The sequence below is a fragment of the Limnothrix sp. CMB-01 genome, from assembly GCF_055193175.1.
The window spans coordinates 2,367,854-2,389,595 of sequence record NZ_CM143720.1; the positions used below are offsets into that span (position 1 = coordinate 2,367,854).

General features: G+C 52.4%; 16 protein-coding genes and 1 pseudogene. 9 read left to right on the plus strand and 8 right to left on the minus strand.

Going from position 1 to position 21,742, the window contains the following annotated elements:
• Positions 1–54: 54 nt before the first annotated feature.
• The 5 genes from ACZA91_RS09970 to ACZA91_RS09990 all read left to right on the plus strand — a co-directional run bounded on the left by ACZA91_RS09970 (position 55) and on the right by ACZA91_RS09990 (position 9,878).
• A complete protein-coding gene (locus ACZA91_RS09970) occupies positions 55–1,776 on the plus strand; it encodes an Rqc2 family fibronectin-binding protein (protein ID WP_463182197.1) in 1,722 nt (573 codons plus the stop codon).
• A 276-nt stretch (positions 1,777–2,052) separates the two neighbouring features.
• Entirely contained in the window at positions 2,053–2,484 is a 432-nt protein-coding gene (locus tag ACZA91_RS09975) for a universal stress protein (protein WP_099531907.1), read from the plus strand.
• A gap of 128 nt (positions 2,485–2,612) precedes the next feature.
• Positions 2,613–4,994: a DNA helicase PcrA gene (pcrA, locus tag ACZA91_RS09980; RefSeq protein WP_463182200.1), complete on the plus strand. Its 2,382-nt coding sequence runs from the start codon at positions 2,613–2,615 to the stop codon at positions 4,992–4,994.
• A gap of 216 nt (positions 4,995–5,210) precedes the next feature.
• On the plus strand, positions 5,211–6,098 hold the full coding sequence (gene dapA, locus ACZA91_RS09985) for a 4-hydroxy-tetrahydrodipicolinate synthase (RefSeq protein ID WP_463182201.1): 888 nt from the start codon (positions 5,211–5,213) through the stop codon (positions 6,096–6,098).
• Positions 6,099–7,625: 1,527 nt separating this feature from the next.
• The gene (locus ACZA91_RS09990) at positions 7,626–9,878 is read left to right on the plus strand and encodes a ribonuclease J (RefSeq protein WP_463182203.1); all 2,253 of its coding nucleotides are present in this window, start codon (positions 7,626–7,628) and stop codon (positions 9,876–9,878) included.
• Between the two features lie 296 nt (positions 9,879–10,174).
• Here the strand turns inward: ACZA91_RS09990 and ACZA91_RS09995 are convergent, their stop codons facing one another.
• From ACZA91_RS09995 to rpaB, 6 genes and pseudogenes are all read right to left on the minus strand, one after another.
• The gene (locus ACZA91_RS09995; protein ID WP_463182204.1) at positions 10,175–10,795 is read right to left on the minus strand and encodes a hypothetical protein; all 621 of its coding nucleotides are present in this window, start codon (positions 10,793–10,795) and stop codon (positions 10,175–10,177) included.
• Positions 10,796–11,036: 241 nt separating this feature from the next.
• Entirely contained in the window at positions 11,037–12,551 is a 1,515-nt protein-coding gene (locus tag ACZA91_RS10000) for a hypothetical protein (RefSeq protein WP_463182206.1), read from the minus strand.
• A 10-nt stretch (positions 12,552–12,561) separates the two neighbouring features.
• The gene (locus tag ACZA91_RS10005; protein WP_463182207.1) at positions 12,562–13,335 is read right to left on the minus strand and encodes a PD-(D/E)XK nuclease domain-containing protein; all 774 of its coding nucleotides are present in this window, start codon (positions 13,333–13,335) and stop codon (positions 12,562–12,564) included.
• A 98-nt stretch (positions 13,336–13,433) separates the two neighbouring features.
• A pseudogene (locus tag ACZA91_RS10010) lies at positions 13,434–13,769 on the minus strand (DUF29 domain-containing protein).
• Positions 13,770–13,962: 193 nt separating this feature from the next.
• Positions 13,963–14,622 carry a cofactor assembly of complex C subunit B gene (locus tag ACZA91_RS10015; protein ID WP_463182208.1) on the minus strand — a complete coding sequence of 220 codons (660 nt, stop codon included), beginning with the start codon at positions 14,620–14,622 and terminating at the stop codon, positions 13,963–13,965.
• A 23-nt stretch (positions 14,623–14,645) separates the two neighbouring features.
• Positions 14,646–15,374 (minus strand): response regulator transcription factor RpaB, encoded by a 729-nt coding sequence (rpaB, locus tag ACZA91_RS10020; protein ID WP_099531901.1) that lies wholly within the window; start codon positions 15,372–15,374, stop codon positions 14,646–14,648.
• A gap of 552 nt (positions 15,375–15,926) precedes the next feature.
• Here rpaB and radA point away from each other — a divergent pair.
• Positions 15,927–17,459: a DNA repair protein RadA gene (gene radA, locus ACZA91_RS10025; protein ID WP_463182210.1), complete on the plus strand. Its 1,533-nt coding sequence runs from the start codon at positions 15,927–15,929 to the stop codon at positions 17,457–17,459.
• Between the two features lie 14 nt (positions 17,460–17,473).
• On the opposite strand, the gene ACZA91_RS10030 is transcribed toward radA, so the two are convergent.
• A complete protein-coding gene (locus tag ACZA91_RS10030) occupies positions 17,474–17,974 on the minus strand; it encodes a hypothetical protein (RefSeq protein ID WP_190355551.1) in 501 nt (166 codons plus the stop codon).
• A 343-nt stretch (positions 17,975–18,317) separates the two neighbouring features.
• Entirely contained in the window at positions 18,318–19,373 is a 1,056-nt protein-coding gene (locus ACZA91_RS10035; RefSeq protein ID WP_463182212.1) for an adenosine deaminase, read from the minus strand.
• 26 nt (positions 19,374–19,399) lie between these two features.
• On the opposite strand from ACZA91_RS10035, the gene ACZA91_RS10040 reads away from it, so the two are divergent.
• The 3 genes from ACZA91_RS10040 to rplY all read left to right on the plus strand — a co-directional run bounded on the left by ACZA91_RS10040 (position 19,400) and on the right by rplY (position 21,504).
• Positions 19,400–19,567, plus strand: coding sequence for a hypothetical protein (locus tag ACZA91_RS10040; protein WP_158234326.1), 168 nt, complete (start codon positions 19,400–19,402; stop codon positions 19,565–19,567).
• Between the two features lie 60 nt (positions 19,568–19,627).
• The gene (locus ACZA91_RS10045; RefSeq protein ID WP_190355548.1) at positions 19,628–20,953 is read left to right on the plus strand and encodes an adenylosuccinate synthase; all 1,326 of its coding nucleotides are present in this window, start codon (positions 19,628–19,630) and stop codon (positions 20,951–20,953) included.
• A gap of 251 nt (positions 20,954–21,204) precedes the next feature.
• Positions 21,205–21,504 carry a 50S ribosomal protein L25 gene (rplY, locus tag ACZA91_RS10050; protein WP_099531898.1) on the plus strand — a complete coding sequence of 100 codons (300 nt, stop codon included), beginning with the start codon at positions 21,205–21,207 and terminating at the stop codon, positions 21,502–21,504.
• The last annotated feature ends 238 nt before the right edge of the window (positions 21,505–21,742 follow it).

Here is a 21,742-nt window from a genome sequence, read left to right on the forward strand (position 1 = left end):
CGCCCCGATCGCCCTGACCCGCCGCCTGATCCGTTGCCCGCCCGAGAGTGTCCCATGCAACCCGTTGATTACACCACCCTGATAGCGAGTTTGTGGGAACTGCGGCGCGACTGGTTACCGGCCCGCTTGGAACAGGTTTTTCAGCGCGATCGCTTCACGGTCTACCTTTGCCTGCGAACGATCGATCGGCGCGGTTGGTTGGGCATTTCCTGGCATCCTCAGGCGGCGCGGCTCTGCGTTGGGGCCGCGCCGCCCAAGGAACCGGACACCTTTACCTTTAGCCAACAGTTGTTGCATCAACTGAAAGGCTTGGCCCTGGTGTCTTTTGCGGAGGTGGCCCCTTGGGAGCGGGTGGTGGATTTGCAATTTGCCCGACGGCCGGGCGATCCGCCCCTGTGGCATCTGTACGTGGAAATTATGGGCAAGTACAGCAATGCCATTTTGACCACGGCGGACGGCACGATCGTCACCGCAGCCCACCAAGTGAGCGCCCAGCAGTCGCGGGTGCGGCCGATCCAAACGGGCGATCGCTACAGTGCGCCGCCCAAACTGACGGAGGCCACACCGCAACCAACCGAATCCTTTGACCGCTGGTGGGAACGGGTTTCCCTGATTCCTGGCCCCATCAGTCGCCAACTGCTGAAAACCTATCGTGGCCTCAGCTCGCCCTTGGTCAAAAGCCTGCTGACCGCGGCCGAAATTGACCCCCAGCAGCCGGTGGAAACCCTGGAACCGGCAGGTCAGCGGCGGCTGTTTGAGGTTTGGCAAGGCTGGCTGAAACGGCTGGAAATGGGAGACTTTGCGCCCGGTTGGACGGAAGCGGGCTACGACGTGCTCGGGTGGCAGGAACAGCGATCGGCCCCATCGGTGCAAGACCTGCTCGATCGCTACTATGGCGATCGGCTCGATCGGGAAGCCTTCCAACGGCTTTGGCAACAATTGCGGCAAAAGGTGAGCAACCTCGCCAGCAAGCTGCGCAAAAAAGTTGAAGAATTTACCGATCGCCTGGCCCAATCCGCCGAAGCCGACCAGTTTCGATCGCGGGCTGACCTGTTGATGGCCCATTTGCACCATTGGGAACCGGGGCTGGATCGAATCAGCCTCCCAGATTTCGAGACTGGCGCACCCGTGACCATCGCCCTGGATCCGGCGAAAACCGGTGTCCAGAACGCCCAACAGCTCTACAAAAAATATCAAAAGCTCGATCGCTCCCGCAGCGCGATCGAACCGCTACTGCTCGCCGCCCGCAGCGAATTGGCCTACCTGGAAGAGGTGGAAGAAAGCCTCAGTGAATTTGAGGACTACGGCGGCCCTGAAGATCTGAGCGCCCTCGAAGAAATTCGTGATGAACTGGTGCAGGAAGGTTATTTGGAGGATCCGGGCTATCGCCGGGCCTTGCCTGACCCCGGTGAAGGGTTCCGCAAATTCACCACCCCCAGCGGCTATGAAGTCTGGATTGGCCGCAACAATGCCCAGAACGATCGACTCTCCTTTCGGTTGGCCACGGCCTATGACTTGTGGTTCCATGCCCAGGAAATTCCCGGCAGCCATGTGCTGTTGCGGATGCCAGCGGGATCCCAGCCCGATCGCGCCGATTTGCAATTCACCGCCGACCTGGCCGCTCGCTACAGCCGGGCCCGGCAAGCAGAACAGGTTCCCGTGATTTACACGGAATCTCGGCATCTGTACAAACCCAAAGGCGCTAAACCGGGGCTAGTGATTTACAAGCATGAGCGGGTGATTTGGGGACAACCACAGCGATCGCTGGCGGGCTAAGGATCTGGGCGGACTGAAGGGCGATCGCTCGAAATGCTTGGTCGTTTTGCGGAAGACCCTGCCCAACCAAGGGTGGGGGATGCGTGGTGCTGGATCAGTTTCAACTGCCCTGTTCTGAATTGCCCCGGAACTGGCATCCCTCGGAGGGCGGCGTTTCCAGGCCACCGCCCAACCGCAAGTGCTTACAATGTTAAGTCTGGTGGGGGCTGGAGCCAGATTCCAGAATGGGCGGTGTATGCTGCCTTTATCCGCAAAATCGTTAGCTAACTTGGTGCAGTGTTGAAATCAGTTTTGGTGGCCCTGGATCGATCGGCATTATCCGAGTCAGAAATTGCCATGCTGCGATCGCTCAATTTGAACGATCAGTGCAAAGTAATTTTGGTGCATGTGATTCCGCCCACCAGCACCGATCTAGATCAGCCGCTCGATCGCCCCCAAGGCACTGCACCGGATTTGTATCGCGAGATTGAAACCCAACTGGCGGCCTACCAAAAGCGCCTACCCTGCCCCAGCACCATTGAAATCATCAGTGGCGAACCCGCTGCGGAAATTGTTCGCTTGGCCAATATCCATCGCACCGATTTAATCATCATTGGCAGCCGGGGCCTCAGCGGCATTGATCGCATTCTGCAAGGTTCCGTCAGCAGCGACGTGCTGGAACAAGCGCCCTGCTCGGTGTTGGTGGTGAAGGCCAAAACTGCCGCTTGATTTGTGCCCGATCGCCCTGAAACTGTCCAGCCCGATTGCCCCTTTTGCGTTGTGCCTGTGTTGGGGGTTGCCGGTTTTGAGTGTTGCCCGTTTTTAGTTTTCCATCGCCTATCCTCGTTTTTGCCCGCATGTCTGCGTTTCTTGCCCAACTGAACCCCGCCCAGCGCCGCGCCGTTGAACATTACCAGGGGCCCCTATTGGTGGTGGCAGGGGCTGGGTCGGGCAAAACCCGCGCCCTCACCTTCCGCATTGCCCACCTGATTCAACACCACCGCGTGGATCCGGATCAGATTTTGGCCGTGACCTTCACCAACAAGGCCGCGCGGGAAATGAAAGAGCGGATTGAAACCCTCTTTGCCCAACAGGAGGCACGATCGCGCTTTGGCAAACCCTTTGACCTGCTGCGGCCCGAGGAACAAACGCGCCTGAAATCCCAGGTCTATAAAGACACCATCAAGCACCTGTGGATCGGGACTTTTCACGCCCTCTGTGCTCGAATTCTGCGGTTTGATCTGGAAAAATTTCAGCATCCCAAAGGCTATCGTTGGACAAAAAATTTCACGATTTTTGATGAATCCGATGTCCAAAGCCTGATTAAGCAAATTGTGACGAAAGACCTGAATCTCGACGATAAAAAATTCCAGCCGAGACAGGTGCGTTTTGCCATTAGCAATGCCAAAAATCAGGGCCTGTCGCCGGAAGAGGTGGAGCGCAATGATCCCACTTTTCGCGGGCGCACAATCGCCACGGTTTATGATCGCTACCAAGCGGCTTTGGCGGCGAACAATGCCTTAGATTTTGATGATTTAATTGGGTTGCCGGTGCAGCTTTTTCAGCAAAATGAATCGGTTTTGGGTTACTGGCACAGCCGATTCCGCCACATTCTTGTGGATGAATATCAGGATACCAACCGCACCCAATACGACTTGATTCGGCTGTTGGTGACCAATGGGGAATCTTCCGAAAGCTTTGACCAGTGGAACCATCGATCGATCTTTGTGGTGGGCGATGCGGATCAGTCCATTTATTCGTTTCGGGCGGCGGACTTCACGATTCTGCTAGATTTTCAGGATGATTTTGGCGATCGACTGCCCGATGACGACACGCGGACGATGGTGAAGCTGGAGGAAAACTATCGATCGCGCGAAAACATCTTGCAGGTGGCCAACGAACTCATTGAACGCAACACAGAACGCATTGATAAAGTATTGCGGCCCACGCGCGGGGCCGGCGACCCGATCGCGGTCTATGAATCCGACCACGAAATGGATGAAGCGGAGTATGTGGTTCAGAAAATCCGCAAGCTGGAGCAACAAAATCCCGAATTAAATTGGGGCAGCTTTGCCATTTTGTATCGCACCAATGCCCAATCTCGTCCCTTTGAAGATGTGCTGCTGCGGTTGGGAATTCCTTACACCATGGTGGGAGGATTACGGTTCTATGACCGCAAGGAAATTAAGGACACGTTGGCCTATTTGCGCCTGCTCACCAATCCCAACGATAGTATTAGCCTGAAGCGGGTGATTAATGTGCCCAAGCGTGGGGTGGGCAAGACAACGCTCGATCGCCTAGAGAATGCGGCCGATCAGTTGGGCGTGCCGCTCTGGGAAATTTTGAGCGATGAAACTTCGGTGAAAACCCTGGCCGGACGCACGGCGAAGCCCTTGTTGGAGTTTGTGCAAATGATTCAGACCTGGCAAGCCCAGGTGGATCAACAACCCGCCGCCACAATTTTGGATGGCATTCTTCAGGGATCGGGCTATGTGCGGGAATTGCAAGCGGAGGGCACGGACGAAGCGAGCGATCGCCTGGCGAATTTGGCGGAATTGGCCAACGCCATGACCCAATATGCGGAAGACACCAGCGACGGCTCCTTGACGAACTTTCTGGAAAATGCGGCGCTAGCTTCGGATTTGGATGACTTGAAGGAGGGCAAAAACGCTGTTTCTCTGATGACGCTCCATGCGGCCAAGGGGCTGGAATTTCCGGTGGTGTTTTTGGTGGGGCTGGAACAGGGGCTGTTTCCCAACTTCCGTTCCATGGACGATCCCCGATCGCTCGAAGAAGAACGCCGCCTTTGTTATGTGGGCATTACCCGCGCCCAGGAGCAATTGTTCTTAACCCATGCCCAGGAGCGACGGCTGTGGGGAGGAATGCGCGAGCCTTCAGTTCCGTCGGTGTTTTTGGGCGAGCTGCCGCCGGAGCACCTGATTACTGAGGGGCGGAGCAACCGCCGATCGGGGCCGGCGGCCTTGGGATCAGCAACGGGATCGGCCAATCGGCGATCGGCCGCGGCCCGCCCCACCCCCAAACCCAATCCGCGCCCGACCAAAACCACGCCGCCCCAAGCTTGGGAAGTGGGCGATCGGGTGATTCACGACACCTTTGGCGAAGGGAAGGTGATGCATGTGTTTGAAACCGGGCGCAAAGTCACCATTTCGGTGCGGTTTCCCGGCTTGGGTCAAAAAATCTTTGATCCCAACCTGGCTCCCCTCCAGCGCTTGGATTAGGCCACTGCCCGATCGCGAGGGTCGAAGTTTTTCTGATGCGATCGACCCAGGGAGGGATCCCCGAAAAATGGCGAAAACCGGTTGATTAACCCTTCAGAAAACTCGCTGGCAACCCCGCAAGCGCCCGATCGCCCATTGGGCCGTGCGCGATCGCCCAAATCGGCTAAGATGGCATCAACTAAACGTAACGTCGCTCTAACTTAAGGACAATACTGGGTGATTGACTTCGGACGAGTCATGACCGCGATGATCGTGCCGTTTGCCCAAGATGGCAGCGTTAACTACACGATCGTCGAGCAACTGACGCGCAATCTCGTGGCGCACGGAACCGACACGCTGGTGGTGTGCGGCACGACCGGTGAATCGCCAACCTTAACCTGGGACGAAGAATACGAACTGTTTCGCGTCGTTAAGCAAGCGGCGGGCCGTGCCAAGGTGGTGGCCGGCACGGGATCCAACTCAACCCGCGAGGCGATCGCCGCCACCGAAAAGGCCGCTAAGCTCGGTCTGGATGGTTCGTTGCAAGTGGTTCCCTACTACAACAAACCGCCCCAAGAGGGACTCGCCGCCCATTTCCGGGCGATCGCCGCCGCCGTGCCCGAGTTCCCCCTCATGCTGTACAACATTCCGGGACGCACGGGCCAAAACCTGCTGCCGGAAACGGTGGCCCAACTGGCGGAATTGCCAAATATTGTGGCGATCAAAGAAGCCAGCGGTAACCTTGACCAAGTGAGCGCCGTCCGCCGTCTGACTCCGCCCACCTTCAAGATCTATTCTGGAGACGATTCCCTGACCTTGCCGATGTTGGCGGTGGGGGCCTCGGGGGTGGTCAGCGTGGCCAGCCATCTCGTGGGCGATCGAATTCAAAGCATGATTCGCGCCTTTGAAGCGGGTCAGGTCAACGACGCATTGACAGAACATTTGGCTTTGTTACCCTTGTTTAAAGCCTTGTTCTTGACCACGAATCCAATTCCCGTCAAAGCAGCGCTAGAACTGTTAGGCTGGGAAGTGGGGGAACCGCGACTGCCGTTGATCCCTTGCCCGGATCCCGTTCGCCAAGCCTTGAAACAGGCAATGGCGGAGTTAGACCTGCTGCCACAGTGAACTAGCAACAGTCGCTGACAACCAACGGGCGATCGATCGGTGATTATTGGGTCACTGATGGACAATTAGCGGGCGATGAACCCAATGCGCGATCGACCCTTTCCCGATCGCCCCAAGCCAACAGGCGAAGGACAACCCTAGGGCGATGACGGCACAAGCTATTGGGTCAAAGATTGAGCAAAATACCAGGTAGAAAGTACTGAGTAGAGTGTTGATCAACGACTTTCAACTTGGCTCAAAATCAGCAACACCAATCCGAAAAATTGCAAATTGGTTGCTTTGATGAATTTTGGATGAATTTTTGAGTTAGTTTCAGATTGCTGATAGTTGAGTCACGGACTCTTGGACAAAATAAACTGCCCGATCGCTCCAGTCATTCACTCACCATCATCCCGATCGAGTGGCATAGGATTAAATCATCCAAATTAAGTCATCCAAATTCCAGAACTTGGATTAGACTGAGAGCAAATTGGCACTGCCCAGCCCTGCAACACTTGAAGGCAGCTTACAATTAAAGAACTAGATTCCGGATTAACTAAAAGTTCTGACTAAAAATTTTGAATCAGCCGTTTGCTTAAGCAAGTCAGTTCAGCCGGTTCATGAAACAGTCCCATTAAAAAAATCCCCTAAGCGGCTCCACTAAAATCTCGCTCAAAACCAATTGAAAAACCCAATTAACCCATTAAACAAGCCCATTGCCGTTAACCATGTTAAAAAACGCCCGATCGCTCAGCATGACTCAATCATCGCTTTTTCGACAACCTGTGAAATCCGCAAAATTTTCAACGGCTCATCGCGAGCAGGGAGCTGCAAGCTAATCATGAATCCGGAATATCCAACAGTGGCTTGTTTAATAAAAATGGGAGTCCTCGCATTTGATTGCTCTTAGGCCGGTTGAGGGGTTCGATTTTTTGAACAATCTTTTGAACGCTCTAAATCATCCTCATTTGGAATCCCCATTTGGAATCCTAATTTTGAGAGCAACCATTGTGTTGAATTTAGATTGATTGGCGGTGGTGAATTGGATCGATCGAACGGATCCACCGACTGATCTTGAAGCAAGTTTTTTCCCAGATGGTTACTCCTTGATGCAATCCATGAGTTTGGTGAATGTGTTGAGCCTAGAAAATTCGGCACAGCATTCCACAGAATTTTGCCCAGCAGATTTGCCCCGCAGAATTTTGTACGGCAGGATTTTGCGCCGCTTTTCAGAAAGCGTCTTCTTGAAGAATTTTTGAAAAACCTTCAAGAAGGTTCTGCCAGCTTCGGGCCCCAATCCCGACCCAAGTTTCCCGCAGCAGCAACCCACCGCCGATCGCGTGATTCGGCTGGGGACGACGGGTTGATTGAGACAACCAGCTCAATCGTTTAACAGGCTGAGTACCGCCCATCACTAACCATCACGAATCAGGTTTGCTCCTTTCCCGACGAGAGGACATGACGGTACTCCCCAATTCGTTGCTAACAGTCTGGTGACCGATTCCAACGCTAAGTAGTGCAATTTTTGAGTGAAATTTCTGGAGGCAAATGACTCAAGTCAGAAAGCGAATTCGTCAGCAAGCAGATTCCGAATCTTCCGTGGCTAACGGTGGCGAGCTGGCCAGCGAGTTGGCCCGTGGAGTGAATCCCGAAGTTTCCGTAACCCCGATCGCCCCTGGAAGTAAAAACGTGGCAGCAAAAGACGTGAAAGATAGCTCCCGTGACGATGTTCGGCGCTCTGCCCCTAGCGTAATTCGCAAGCGTAATTCCAACTCCCAAGCCACTCCCAAGAAATTGTTGCAAGCAGATCATGCTGCGACCTTGGATCAATCGTTTGCTCAATCAACCGATCGCACCTTTTCCCCCTCTATCCCTATGAGTCAAAACCTCGTGACTGCTTCCCCCAGAACTAACTTTTCGGCCGCTCAACCTTCAACCCAATTCATCAGTAACGGCAAGCCCGGAACGCTGAAAATTATTCCCCTGGGTGGCTTGCACGAAATTGGTAAGAACACCTGCATCTTCGAGTATGAAGATGAAATCATGATGCTGGATGCTGGGCTGGCGTTCCCCACCGATGGAATGCACGGCATTCAAATTGTGCTGCCGGATATGACTTATCTGCGGGACAATCGCGAAAAAATTAAGGGCATGATTGTCACCCACGGTCACGAAGACCACATTGGCGGCATTGCCTTCCACCTGAAGCAAGTGGATATTCCGGTGATCTATGGGCCGCGGCTGGCGATGGCGCTGCTGTCGGACAAGTTGGAAGAGGCCGGCGTGAGCGATCGCACGGAAATTCGCACCGTGGGCCCGCGTGAATTTGTGCGGGTGGGAACCAAGTTTCTGGTGGAATTTATCCGCAACACCCACTCGATGGCCGATAGCTTTTCGGTGGCGATTCACACGCCGTTGGGTGTGGTGATTCATACGGGTGATTTCAAGTTTGATCACACGCCCGTTGATGGTGAATATTTCGATCTTCAGCGGTTGGCGGAATACGGTGAAAAGGGCGTTTTGTGCCTGATTAGTGATTCAACCAACGCCGAAATTCCTGGCTTCACCCCTTCGGAAAAATCGGTTTATCCGAACTTGGAACGGGCCTTTGCGAAAGCACCGGGTCGCCTGTTGGTGACCACCTTTGCATCGTCGGTGCATCGGGTGAACATGATTTTGGACATTGCCCACAAGCAGGGTCGGGTGGTGTCGGTGTTGGGTCGATCGATGCTGAACACGATCGCCCATGCACGCAATTTGGGCTATGTGAAATGCCCGGATGATCTGTTCGTGCCGATTCATGAGCTGCAAAATTACCCCGATCACAAGGTGGTGATTTTGACTACTGGTTCCCAGGGCGAGCCGCTGTCGGCCCTGACGCGAATTTCCAAGGGCGAACATCGCCAAATCAAAATCCGTAATGGGGATACGGTGGTGCTGTCGGCGAATCCGATTCCTGGCAACACGATCGCGGTGGTAAACACGATCGACCGGCTGATGATGCTGGGGGCGAATGTGGTCTATGGGCGCGACAAGGGCATTCACGTTTCCGGTCACGGCTCCCAGGAAGATCACAAGCTGATGATTAGCCTGACGCGGCCCAAGTTCTTCATGCCGGTGCATGGTGAGCACCGGATGTTGGTGAAGCACGCGGAAATTGCCCAGAGCTTGGGCATTCCGGCGGACAACATGGTGATCATCGAAAATGGCGACGTGGTGGAACTGACCCAGGATTCGATCAAGATTGGCGATCGGGTTCCTTCGGGGATTGAACTGGTGGATGCGTCTCGATCGGGCGTGGTGAGCGATCGGGCCCTGCGCGAACGGCAACAGTTGGCCAACGAAGGCCTGGTGACCGTTGCTGCCAGCATCTACAGCACGGGTCAGTTGGCCTGCGATCCTCAGGTGCATATGAGCGGTGTGGTCAGCAGCATTGACCCATCCAAGCTGACTGGGGCGATCGGGGCGACCTTGAAAAACTTCCTCAGCAACCGGTTTGAGCGTTTTGTCACCAACCCGGCTCGCCGCAGCGATGACGATATCGATTGGGGCGGTCTGAAGGTGGAACTGGAGCGCGAGTTCCAGCGGCTGTTGCGTCGTGACTTTGTGGGTACGCCTCAAGTGGTGGTGTTGGTACAGCCGATCGCGGCTCCGATTTCTGTGCGGCGCGATCGCCCGGCTCCGGCCGCCCCGACGGGCAACACTGCCGTTGCCGCTGCCACCGACTCGATCGCCCCTGAGTCTCCCGCCGCGCCTTCGGGTCGCCGCCGCCGCCGCACCGCTGCCAGTGTCGCCTCCTAAGGCCAACACCTGAAATCCGCTGATCGATTGCAATTGGCTGAAAGTTACTTGTTGAAAGTTGCTGATCGATCGCGGCAATTTCTAATTTCCTAATCTCCAGTAGCACAGCAAGCTTCAGTGGCTGAGTTCAAAAATCCTCCAATTCTTGATCAATGTTGGTTGAGAAATGGGATGAGCCAGCCCCCAAAGACTGCTGTGCTACTGCATTGATGAATCGGTTATGAATTTTTTATGAGCTTGTGTCAGTACCCCAAAGCACTTCTCAAATATCCAAATATCCTTTCAGGGGCTTCCATTTAGGGGGCTTTGCCAGTCACGCAGAACGTCAAAATTCCAAGAATTCGATCGAGCTGATTGAGGTAATACTCATCTAAATCAATTTCTAAAATTAGTCTGCTGTCGCGATCATGTAGCCCTAAAAACTTCCAAGTGGTTCCAGTGGTCACCACTCCATAAACCGAGGAAATGGGATCATTGGCCTGCTGATTGAATCGCCAAGCTGCGACCATTTCAGCCACACATTGCCCCAAACTACTATTGATGTTTTCGCACTTGGCTTCTACCAGTATCGTCACAGGTGATTTCAGGAGCAATAGTTCGGGCGATCGTGCCACTAAAAAATCGCAACGGCCGTTCAATCCACAGCTCGGATCAATATCAAAATCAATCCCAGAAAACAGGCTAATTTGCCCTGCCAGTTGTCGCCGCAGCTCCACCAAGATAGGCGCAATAATCCATTCTGATCGAGCCTTTTCCGTATTACTGGCTAGGGCCAAAGGAACATTTTCTTGCAGCAGTTCCCGCAGGCGATCGCTCGGATGAATCGGCGGCACGGGCGCAAAATGATGGGGGCGATCATACAAGCTCAAGGAAAATTGGGCGATCGCCTGAGCCAAGCTAAAGTCACTGTATGCCATAACCAGTTCCCGATCAATGAGGCGTTGCAATCCATCGTTACTTACTCGGTGCTCATTTCTTTAACCCAAAGATCATAGTCATAATCGTTTCTCAGCTAGCGCTATCACCATGCCGCTATATAAGCTCTTTTTGAAAAGATCAATAGAGCATAGAGACAACAGAAGATCTAGAAGCAAATAAGCGGCTAAGCAGTTAGACAGATGATATTTATATGAATTTCATACTCTCAACTATCTACTTCTATTTTTCATGAAAAGTGTCCATATCGAACAACGGAATTTGCATATTTACATCACTTTGCTGTAATCGTTTTTTCGGCTTGGCTTTCTCTTTCCGTCGTGGACTTCTTGACTTATTTTGTTCATAGAAGCTATCTAATTCAAGAACAGCTCGTCTAATTGCTCGATAGTCAGTTTCAGGCACATCTAGTCGCTCAAGATCATCTATATATCCTGCCAATGCATCGCCCAAAAGATGTTGCGGATCATTTTTAGTTCTCTTGAGATCTACATAACAACCATAGTCAATTTTGTAAACGTCGTATCTAACTCCTGCATCCCATCCAGAGATGTTTTTCTTGAGTATGTGCAATACTCTTGCTCCGAACAAGAAATCTATGTACTTATCACTAGTTCCTTTCTTTAACAAGAAGCAGCGAGCTTTTCTTCCCCTAATAACTTCTTCAATTATCCATTCAAGAAGTGATTCGGCCTTTTTTGCAAAGGCTGAATCATTAAGCTCAATCTGATTTTTCTTGTCATTCTCATACCAGTTTCTTGCTGCTTTTGTAATGTCATCATTACTGAATCTCGCATCAAATTTTTTAGATCGCAAGTACGGAGTTGCAGCAAAGCAGATAATGTTAATTGCATCTCTAGGTACGCCTTCTGAAGCCCTCACAAACTCTTCAAAAGCTTTTTGACTTAAAAAAAACTTACTTATAAGTTCATCGGCAGATTTAATGGATTTTTCGGCACTTTCTGTGGGATCTAGATTCACCATATAATGCTTATATAGTAGATCCTTAAAAAAGGACTGAGTTGAGAGCATATCTCTAGGTTCTGTGGGAAGGATATCGTCAAGATTAACATCAGCAGATATGTCTGCTCCAACTTCCATACCAATAAGAGAATCATCTTTAGATATTGCAAACCTAGAGCGATGTTCCATAGCAGCAATTTTAAGAACAATACCGGGAATCGGAATAAAAATCTTCTTAATCAGATCAGCAAAATAAGGTTGCAGGTCAGGCGACAAGCTACTCCATTCATCAATTAGTATCCAGATTTTCTTGTTATTAGAATTAAGTTTTTTGGCAATTTTTCTGATTTCCGTAGCGATTCCAGAGACACTACCTCTGTTAGAGTCAATAGCCATTTTTGAATTCACAACTTCTTGGCGTAACTCATCCACCAAATCATCATACAAGCACTCATACAGTTGATCTATAAAATCCCGAATTATATGCTTCGCTCTGATAATGGGATCAATTTTAGTCTTTTCATAGTCATTGGTAGACGAGAGCAGTCTCATATCAATCATGGCAGAAACTTCTGATCTGTCCTTTATTTTAGATTCAAAAAAGTATAAGATATGGGTTTTTCCAGTACCTCTTCTACCATAAATGATTTGATGGTTTTCAGATTCCAAAAAAAGACTCATTGCCCCTAGTTCAACAAAGCTTTCTTGTATTTTGACCTTGTCCGGCTCTCGCTCTGCTCGACGCTGAATGTTAAGAAAAACTTGCATTGACATATGATGATTCCTAGATTCTTTTAGGAGAAGTAATAGCAACGACTCTTTCATCCATTGAATTTGCGTCTTCAAGTAACCCCACTGGATTTTTAATCAATGAATCGGGGTCATAAATAAAAAAAACTAGACGTTTTACTTGCTGACATTTAAGATATCGCGCAACATCAATGGCAATTTGTTGCCCTAGCTCACAATCAGTAAGATTTCTTCTCGTCTTTTTAACTTCAATTGCGATTCCACAGCTAGGTATAAAAAAATCAATTCTAGAAGATGCACCCAATTGCTCCGGTATCGAGTACTCTTCTCTAATATCACGGAAAAACATAACTAAGATAGCCCTTAATATATGCTGAACGTCGTACTCATCTCTTATATTCACAGAACATTGCCTATCTTGCCTATAAGGCGAATTGATTTTATCAACAAAATAGCTGAATTTGCAACATATTTCTTGAACTATCTGCTCAGGATTCAAGTACTCCAAGTCACTTTCTTCCATTTTCCGGAATCGAAGTGACGAAGATTCTACGATTGCAATTAAACCGTCAATTGTTTTTTGATATAAGCCGAATTTGGTCAGATCACTGACTCTCGGCGCTTCAAAACACAATTCTGATTGGAATTTCTTGGCTTTCTCGTATTCGATTGATTGTTGTCCAAAATTGTTTTCTAGCCATAAAAGGGTTCTTAGAAAAAAGTTGTCAAACTCCTTTAAACAAGTGTCTCTATCCGATTTTAGACGTATAGATTCTTGAATGATTTTAGATATCTCAGATTGTTTCAAGGCAATGACTCTCTGATGTAGATCAAAGTTTAGCTACAGATAGCTTAGAACAAAATTTTATATTTTGGCTCTAAAGTTTTGCTCATACTAAAAGAACATTAGTCATTGACGATCTCGCCCATATCGTAGGGACAACTTTCGGGAAAGGAATCGATTGATAATCTTGTTTCGTCGCTAGCTTGCTGTCGTGCCCTGGAATAAGCTCAAGCTAACGCCTCACTCAGCCAATTTCTGAGGCTAGGAGAATCTTCTATCAGTGCCTGGAAACGGGTGCGATGCTTGGTGCCGCTAACAGCACAACTGCCCGATTACAAGGACGGAAGGAATTCCCACTTCGACAAATGCAGCAGAATCACGACGAGATTACTCTCTAAGCTTACTCGCTCGCGCCGCCCCATGTCTGTTGATTCCTCAATTAGGTGGCCGCAGTCAATTCCTGCCCAATCGCCCTATAGGGCAGCATAGTCATGATCGTACAGCGTTGCTAGATTATTGCGAGCCAGCGTCATCACCACACTTCACGGAAACCAGCGCTTTAAAGGGTCAGGACAACCTACCTGCCCAGTGTGCAGCCTGATTATTTGGCAAGAATTGCAAAAACACTGACCGCTTAGTGGCACGACAAACTTAAAAAGTTGCGGCTTCGATCGAGTTGGCGAGCTTGTCCGCAATGCCCGCAATCCAGCGCTCGTCTTGGTTGGTGTAACTGCGGGGGGCGTTGGCTCCCAAAATCAACACGCCCCGATCACCCAAAGGCTGCACAATCACGCCCTGGGTATTTTCGGGTAAATAGTCAAACTCAATGCGGCCGGGATAAACCTTCAAATCCACGAGATAGATCGGTTGTTGTTTATCGATCGCCCGCTGGACAATCGGCCCCGGTTTGACGATCGCTTGTGGGCCCAAAACACCGCGCCGAAGCAACGTTTGCCCAGCCGTGCGATCACCCCGGTAAACCACCACCGATCGAGTCACCGTGTTGGTTAGCAACAGGTGGGAAGCCCAGGCCAGTTCCACCTGCAACGGGCGATCAAGATCGGGCGCTAGCTCAAACCCTTCCGGCCCCGTTAGCTCCACCGCATCCGGCAACTTGGGTTGCACCCGCTGCCAGAGCAACCCCGTCAAAATTAAGAAAGCACAGGCGATCGTCCCGGCCACGTCCGATCTCGCCTGCCACTCACTGATTTGAGGAGTCCAGAGCCGATTCACAAACAGCCCCACCCCGATCGCCATGCCCACCGCGATCGGCAAATTTTGCAGCCAACGATTGGTTTGCGATCGCGCCATAGCTGCCGAGGGCTGCCGGGCCCCTAAACCTCGTTTGCGTCCAGAATGCGTTGGAACAGGTAACCCGTGCCCCGCGCCGTCAGGATTAGTTCTGGATTGCTGGGGTCTTCCTCCAGCTTGGCCCGCAGTCGAGAAATATGCACATCCACCACGCGGGTGTCCACATGGCGCTCGGGTGTGTAGCCCCAAACTTCCTGCAAAATTTCTGCCCGCGAGAACGGTTCGCCCGATCGCGACACCAACAGCTCCAACAGGCTAAACTCCATTCCCGTCAGCCGAATTCGTTCATCGCCCTTGTAAACCTGGCGCTTGTTGGTGTCAATGCGGATGTTGGCCACCTGAATCACGCCAGAGCTGGGAATTCCAGAGGCGTGGTTTTTGTCCACTCGCCGCAACACCGAGCGAATCCGAGCTTCCAACTCCTTGGGCGAAAAGGGCTTCACCACATAATCATCGGCCCCCAATTCCAGACCCGTGATTCGATCGGCCACGTCGCCCAGCGCCGTGAGCATAATGATCGGAATATCCGATTCCTTGCGGAGTTCCTGGCACACGCCATAGCCATCCAGCTTCGGCATCATCACATCCAACACCACCAGATCCGGCCCCGCCTTCCGAAACACGTCCAAGGCTTCTTCGCCATCGGCAGCCGTGACCACCTCATAGCCAATCATGGACAGGCGGGTTTCTAGAATGCGGCGAATGCTGGCTTCGTCGTCAACAACCAGGATTTTTTCTTTGTGACTATCCAAGGAGAGGCCTCCTCCAATGGCTTTAACTTCTGCGTGAACTTTTGCGTGTTTTTGAATCGCTATCTTTCGGCTTTTATCGCTTTATTGTACCGAGGACATTTAAAGAGGCAATTCTAACCGCCGTTTCTCTTCCGTTTTGGAGATTATCAGTCGATCGCGGCGCAGGTTGAGGGCTGATTTCGTCAAAATGGATTGACAAATTACCCGCTCTGATGTGCGATGGGAGCGCATTTGACCCCAGTTCTTTGGAGTCGGGAATTGTAACTGATTGGGAACGCACCCTTTATTAAAAACAAGCGGGGTGTTTGTCGCAATGTTGCAACGAAATTGAAACAATTGCAGAAATTTCTTAATTTGTTGCGCTTTTGTGGATTCTCCTTTCGGGGGTTGCCATTCTAGGGGTTGCCATCCTAGGGCAGAGGCTAATTAACGGCAATCGAGGGCTGGGAGCACTGAATTGAACCAGTACCAATTGGGGTGGAAAACGGCGGTCAAGGGCTGGATCAACCAGGGCCGGATCAAGAAGGGCCGGATCAAAGGGGAGACGATCGAATGGCGAAGGTAAAAACCCGCTACGTTTGCAGCGCCTGCGGAGGCGTGGAGGCCCAAATGTTCGGGCGCTGTCCCAGTTGTGGCCAGTGGGGCACTTTGGTGGAAGAGGTGTTGGCTGCGGAACCCAGCACCACGGGCCGGGCCGCCGTGGCCGCCACGACCCGATCGCGCAAGGGATCGCGCTCCCAAGAGCCGGCCAGCCCGATCGCGGCTCGCACCTTGGCCGAAATTCGCGATCGCCCCCGATCTCGCTGGGCTTCGGGGTTTCGAGAACTCGATCGAGTCTTGGGCGGGGGAATTGTGCCCGGCTCCTTGGTGCTGATTGGCGGCGATCCGGGCATTGGTAAATCAACCCTGCTGTTGCAAACGGCTAACCAACTGGCTCGATCGCGCCGGGTACTCTACGTTTGTGCCGAAGAATCGGGACAGCAGGTGAAACTGCGGGCCCAGCGATTGGGGGTACAGGCTCCGGCGGCGGAACCGATCTCGGGCCAACTCCCGGAGGAATCACCGGACGATCGCGCCGATCTGTACCTGCTGCCGGAAACGGATTTAGAGCCAATTTTGGCGGAAATTGAAAGCTTGCGACCGGCCATCGCCATCATTGACAGTGTGCAGGCGATTTATCTGCCCGCGCTGGCTTCTGCGCCGGGATCCGTGGCCCAGGTGCGGGAATGTACTTCGGCCCTGATGCGCCTGGCCAAGCGGCAGGATGTGGCCATGTTGCTGGTGGGCCATGTGACCAAGGAGGGGGCGATTGCCGGGCCCAAGGTGCTGGAGCATTTGGTGGATACGGTGCTCTATTTTGAGGGCGATCGATTTGCCAGTTTTCGCCTGTTGCGATCGGTTAAAAATCGTTTCGGCGCTACTCAGGAATTGGGGGTGTTTGAAATGGTCGATCGGGGGCTGTTGGAAGTCGCAAACCCCTCCGCTCTCTTTTTGGGTAACCGAGATGAGCGCGTGCCGGGCACGGCGACCATTGTGGCCTGCGAAGGAACCCGCCCGATCGTGGCGGAACTGCAAGCCCTCGTCAGCCCCACGAGCTATTCCTCGCCGCGCCGCGTCACCACGGGCATGGAATATAACCGGCTGCTGCAAATTTTGGCGGTGCTCGAAAAACGGGTGGGCGTGCCCCTTTCTCGGCTCGATGCCTACGTGTCCACCTCCGGCGGCCTGAGCGTGGAGGAACCGGCGGCGGACTTGGGTGTGGCCGTGGCCTTGGTGGCCAGTTTCCGCGATCGCATCGTTGATCCGGGCACGGTGCTGATCGGCGAGGTGGGTTTGGGCGGCCAAGTGCGTCCCGTTTCCCAACTGGAATTACGGCTCAAGGAAGCCGCGAAATTGGGATTTAAACGGGCGATCGTGCCCAAGGGTTCCGATGTACGAATTCGGGGAATGGAACTGATTCCCGTGGGGCGGTTGGTGGATGCGATCGGGGCGGCCATGGCGCGATCGACCGCGGCCGATGCCGCCCCTGATCCGGAAACCAGCGATTCGCACTCAAGCACACCCCAACCCCAAATTGAAAATTGAGTGAGCCTGTAGAGCTAACGACCAGACAGCGTGAAATTGAAAAGATTTCCTAAAGCGATACCCAAGCCTGTGCTAGCGGAACCAGTGATTCCACCCCAAAATAACGCCCTGAGTTTTCCAACCATTAATCGCAAATTATCAATGGCAAAAAACTGTAGAGCAGATGCAATTAACGGCACTGTAATGGGCAAGGCCCAGGGAATGACCGCTAGCCCTGCGCCAGATGTGAACACCAAAGCAACAACAATGACTACGCCACCCGCCAGTCCGCCAATTGCTAAAATTCGTAATCCCGCCACAATTCCAATGACTGGCAATACTAGGGGAATCGCCATAGAATAAGCCACACCTAGCAGCGACATAGAAAAGTCGGGACTGGTGAAAGCGGCTCTCAGAAACAAACCCGTGAGCAGATGGAAAAGACCACTTCCTGCAAGTTGTAAGTAAGCTTTTCTAGCGGCTGTTTGATCATCAAGAGAGCTAACAAGTCGGCTAATTCGGGTTTCTTTTTTCATTGGCATAACAATCAATTGACCATGAATTGGAGGCAATGCCTTGTGATGACAGACTTTGGGGCTGATCCGAAGTATGCCGAAAACGAAAAAAAAAGCTACGACAACCTCAAAAATAAGATTGTCTTGAAATCAGCTTCTATAGCAACACAAGTTATTGCATTAAAATGGGCTGTTCGATTGTTTCTTGCACGGTTATACAAAAAATCCTCCCGGAATGAGGAGGATCTCAAAGATCTGAAACATGATCATGATCGAGATTATGATCGATGCCCCCGCCGTTTCAACGATGTTGCAGTCTGCACCGGCTGGGCACTTCACCCGATCCGACAACTAGAAAATTTGTCTAAACCGGCAGTGGTTCACCGATCGCCCGATCGCGCGGAATTTTGCGATCGAACAAACTGCCCAAAACGGCCGCCGGGCGAGCACTGTGGGGCCAAGCAAACGCATGGCGAAATGCTGCTTCTTGGCAGGCTTCCAGTTGCTCAAAATCAATCACATCCAAGGTCAGCAGGGTTTCGTATTCAAAGGGCAATCGCACATTATGCAAACCCGCATTGTCGGTGCAAATAGCAATCTCAACCCCCGCCTCAAAGCAGCGATCGAACACGGTTTTCAGTTCCCGTAAATCGCTCATGGTTCCCGTTTTGAGATAGGTGGTGGGACATACTTCCAAGCATTGTCCCCGGCGAGCCAACTCGGGCAGCAGCTCGGGATATTGCAAGGGAATTTGAATCCCATGGCCAATGCGCATCAACAGCGGTAAAAGGTCGGGACATTGCCCCATGGGAGTTTCGTAAACATGGCCCGTAGTTTTGAGACCCAGCGATCGCGCTAATTCGTATAGCTCAATCCACTCATGCAATCGATCGCCATACAAATCGTCACCGCCCGCCAGGTCGATCGCGCAAACATAGTCCCGCGACTGAGCTGCTAACTCCACGATCGCCCGATTCACCTCATAGGGCAACTTGACATGCATACATAAAATTTGGCTGGTGACGATCGGGCAATCCACCACCTGGCTGGCCTGGCCCACCGTTTGCACAATGTCAGCCATTCGATCGATCCGCTCTCCCATTGGCAAATGCTCAGGGGTGCGCAGATAGGGCGTGTAGCGCAACTCCAAATAGGCCAAATTTTCGAAAATGTAGGCCCCCCGAATCAGGCGATAGATGAAATAGGGCAACATTTCCTGGGTCTGCACACTTTCCACCAATGAGTGCAGTTCCAAATACTCCGCCAGGGTTTTGCGAGGACGGGTGTAGAAATTCTCAAATGCCCCATAGTCTGGAAATTGGGTCGTTAAGTCCGATCGATGCCGTTCAAAATAGCGCCACAGCACCCGAGGCACGACCGAACCACCCAAATGCCGATGCAGTTCTGCATGTAATGCCATAGAAGCGTCCCCGAGAGTACTGAGTCTTGCGAGCGATCGCGATCGAGGCTGGAAATCGTCCCGATCGGGCCCAAGCACCGACGATCATTTCGATATTTTTATTGTTGCTTAAGAAAATTAAATCGGGCGCGATCGCCCGAGCCTATATCCCCCCGAGCGATTTCACCCAGTCACCGCCTCGATCGCCCGGTTGACACCTTTACACCTCGATCCTGATAATCGTCGTTTGTGTAAACTCAAACACCGCTAAACCGTTGGCTAACGTCGTTGTAATTGGGGCCCAGTGGGGCGACGAGGGCAAAGGCAAAATTACAGATCTCCTCAGTCGGTCGGCCGACGTGGTAGTTCGCTACCAAGGGGGGGTCAATGCCGGACACACGGTCGTTGTTCAAGACCAAGTGTTCAAGCTGCACCTCATTCCGTCTGGCATTTTGTATCCCGAAACCGAGTGCATCATTGGCTCGGGCACGGTCATTGATCCGCAAGTGCTGATTGAAGAACTCGATCAGCTCGTAGCGTTGGGCATTTCAACGGACAACCTGTTGATTGCGGAAACGGCCCACGTGACCATGCCCTATCACCGGCTGATCGATCGCGCGGCGGAGGAAAAACGCGGTAACTACAAGATTGGGACGACGGGGCGCGGCATTGGCCCGACCTACGCCGACAAATCCGAGCGTACCGGCATCCGGGTCATGGATTTGATCGATCGCGAGGCGCTGCCAGACTTGCTGCGTTGGACGATCGCCCAAAAGAACGTCATTCTCGAAAAGCTCTACGACCTGCCGCCGCTGGACGCGGAAGCGGTGATTGAAGAGTATTTGGCCTATGGCGATCGACTGCGGCCCCATGTGATCGACGCATCGCTCAAAATTGCCGACGCGGTGAAGCAAAAACGGAACGTTCTGTTTGAAGGGGCCCAGGGAACCCTGTTGGACCTGGATCACGGGACTTATCCCTATGTCACCTCTTCCAATCCGGTGGCTGGGGGAGCCTGCATTGGGGCAGGCGTGGGCCCTACAATCATCGATCGGGTGATTGGCGTGGCCAAGGCTTACACCACCCGCGTTGGCGAAGGCCCCTTCCCCACGGAAGCCCTGGACGAAACCGGAGAACATTTGGGCGAACGGGGGGCCGAGTTTGGCACCACCACGGGCCGCAAGCGCCGTTGCGGTTGGTTTGATGCGGTCATTGGCCGCTATGCCGCCCGGATCAACGGACTGGATTGCTTGGCCATCACCAAGTTGGACGTGTTGGATGAGCTGGCGGAAATCAAAGTTTGCGTGGCCTACGAAATTGACGGCCAACGCTGCGAAAATTTCCCCGCCGGGTCGCACCAATTCGCCAAGTGCCAGCCGATTTACGAAACCCTGCCCGGTTGGCAAACTTCCACCAGCGGTTGCCGCAACCTGGAAGATTTGCCCAAGCAGGCGCTGGACTACCTGAAGTTTTTGGCGGAGTTGATGGACGTGCCGATCGCGATTGTTTCCTTGGGAGCCAGCCGCGACCAAACGATCATCATCGAAGACCCCATTCACGGCCCCAAACGCGCCTTGCTGTACGAAAACGGCCAGAGTTAGCCCTAAGAACCAGTGGCCACAATCATCCCCATCAGGGTTAGTCGCAATCCGTTAACCCTGGGGGGCATCTGGCTACGGGCCCTTGCCTGAAAATGCCCTGATTGTTCAGGCTCCCTTTCAACGGCTCAAGCCTGGGGAATGGGGTTGAATTTCTGTTAATATTCTTTGGCTTTCTACGCCGACGATAGCTCGATCGCCCGCCGATTCTTGCTTGACTAAGTGCGATCGATCCCACAATAGGAGAACCATCCATGAGCCTTACTTTTGAAGCCCAAGTCCGTCCCGAAGGCAGCAAGCCCGGTGCTCTGCGTCGCGAAGGCTTGATTCCGGCGAACCTCTACGGTCACGACGGCGCAAACTCGGTGTTGCTGACGATCAACGCCCGGGATTTGGGTTATATGCTGCGATCGGTTAAGGTGGGCGAAACTCCGGTTGAACTCACGATCGCTGATTTGAACTGGAAGGGTTCCGTGGTGCTGCAAGAAGTGCAAAAGCACCCCTGGAAGTCAACCATGGTCTATCACGTCAGCTTCCTGGCCGCGAAGGGCTAAATCGCCTGGCAATCTAACTGGATGCTTGATGAAGCGAGAGTAGGGCAATTGAGTTTCGATTGCCCTACTTTGTGTTTTGAACATATTTGGAGCGCATTTGGAACGTATCTGAAACGTATCTGGAACGTATTTGGAACCCATCTTGAATTGGGAGTCCTGGGCGTTCAATTCGGCTGATTGAGGATTTGTTGAAAGCTTGTTAAGAGCTTGTTGAGCGCTTGTATTGAAAATTTGTTGC

Bases quoted from the DNA above. Each gene is read 5' to 3' on its own strand.
- ACZA91_RS10015 (WP_463182208.1), bottom strand. From the start codon at position 14,622: ATGGCGCGATCGCAAACCAATCGTTGGCTGCAAAATTTGCCGATCGCG.
- ACZA91_RS09995 (WP_463182204.1), bottom strand. From the start codon at position 10,795: ATGGCATACAGTGACTTTAGCTTGGCTCAGGCGATCGCCCAATTTTCC.
- ACZA91_RS10030 (WP_190355551.1), bottom strand. From the start codon at position 17,974: ATGAAAAAAGAAACCCGAATTAGCCGACTTGTTAGCTCTCTTGATGAT.
- ACZA91_RS09990 (WP_463182203.1), top strand. From the start codon at position 7,626: ATGACTCAAGTCAGAAAGCGAATTCGTCAGCAAGCAGATTCCGAATCT.
- ACZA91_RS09970 (WP_463182197.1), top strand. From the start codon at position 55: ATGCAACCCGTTGATTACACCACCCTGATAGCGAGTTTGTGGGAACTG.
- ACZA91_RS10000 (WP_463182206.1), bottom strand. From the start codon at position 12,551: ATGTCAATGCAAGTTTTTCTTAACATTCAGCGTCGAGCAGAGCGAGAG.
- rplY (WP_099531898.1), top strand. From the start codon at position 21,205: ATGAGCCTTACTTTTGAAGCCCAAGTCCGTCCCGAAGGCAGCAAGCCC.
- radA (WP_463182210.1), top strand. From the start codon at position 15,927: ATGGCGAAGGTAAAAACCCGCTACGTTTGCAGCGCCTGCGGAGGCGTG.
- ACZA91_RS10035 (WP_463182212.1), bottom strand. From the start codon at position 19,373: ATGGCATTACATGCAGAACTGCATCGGCATTTGGGTGGTTCGGTCGTG.
- pcrA (WP_463182200.1), top strand. From the start codon at position 2,613: ATGTCTGCGTTTCTTGCCCAACTGAACCCCGCCCAGCGCCGCGCCGTT.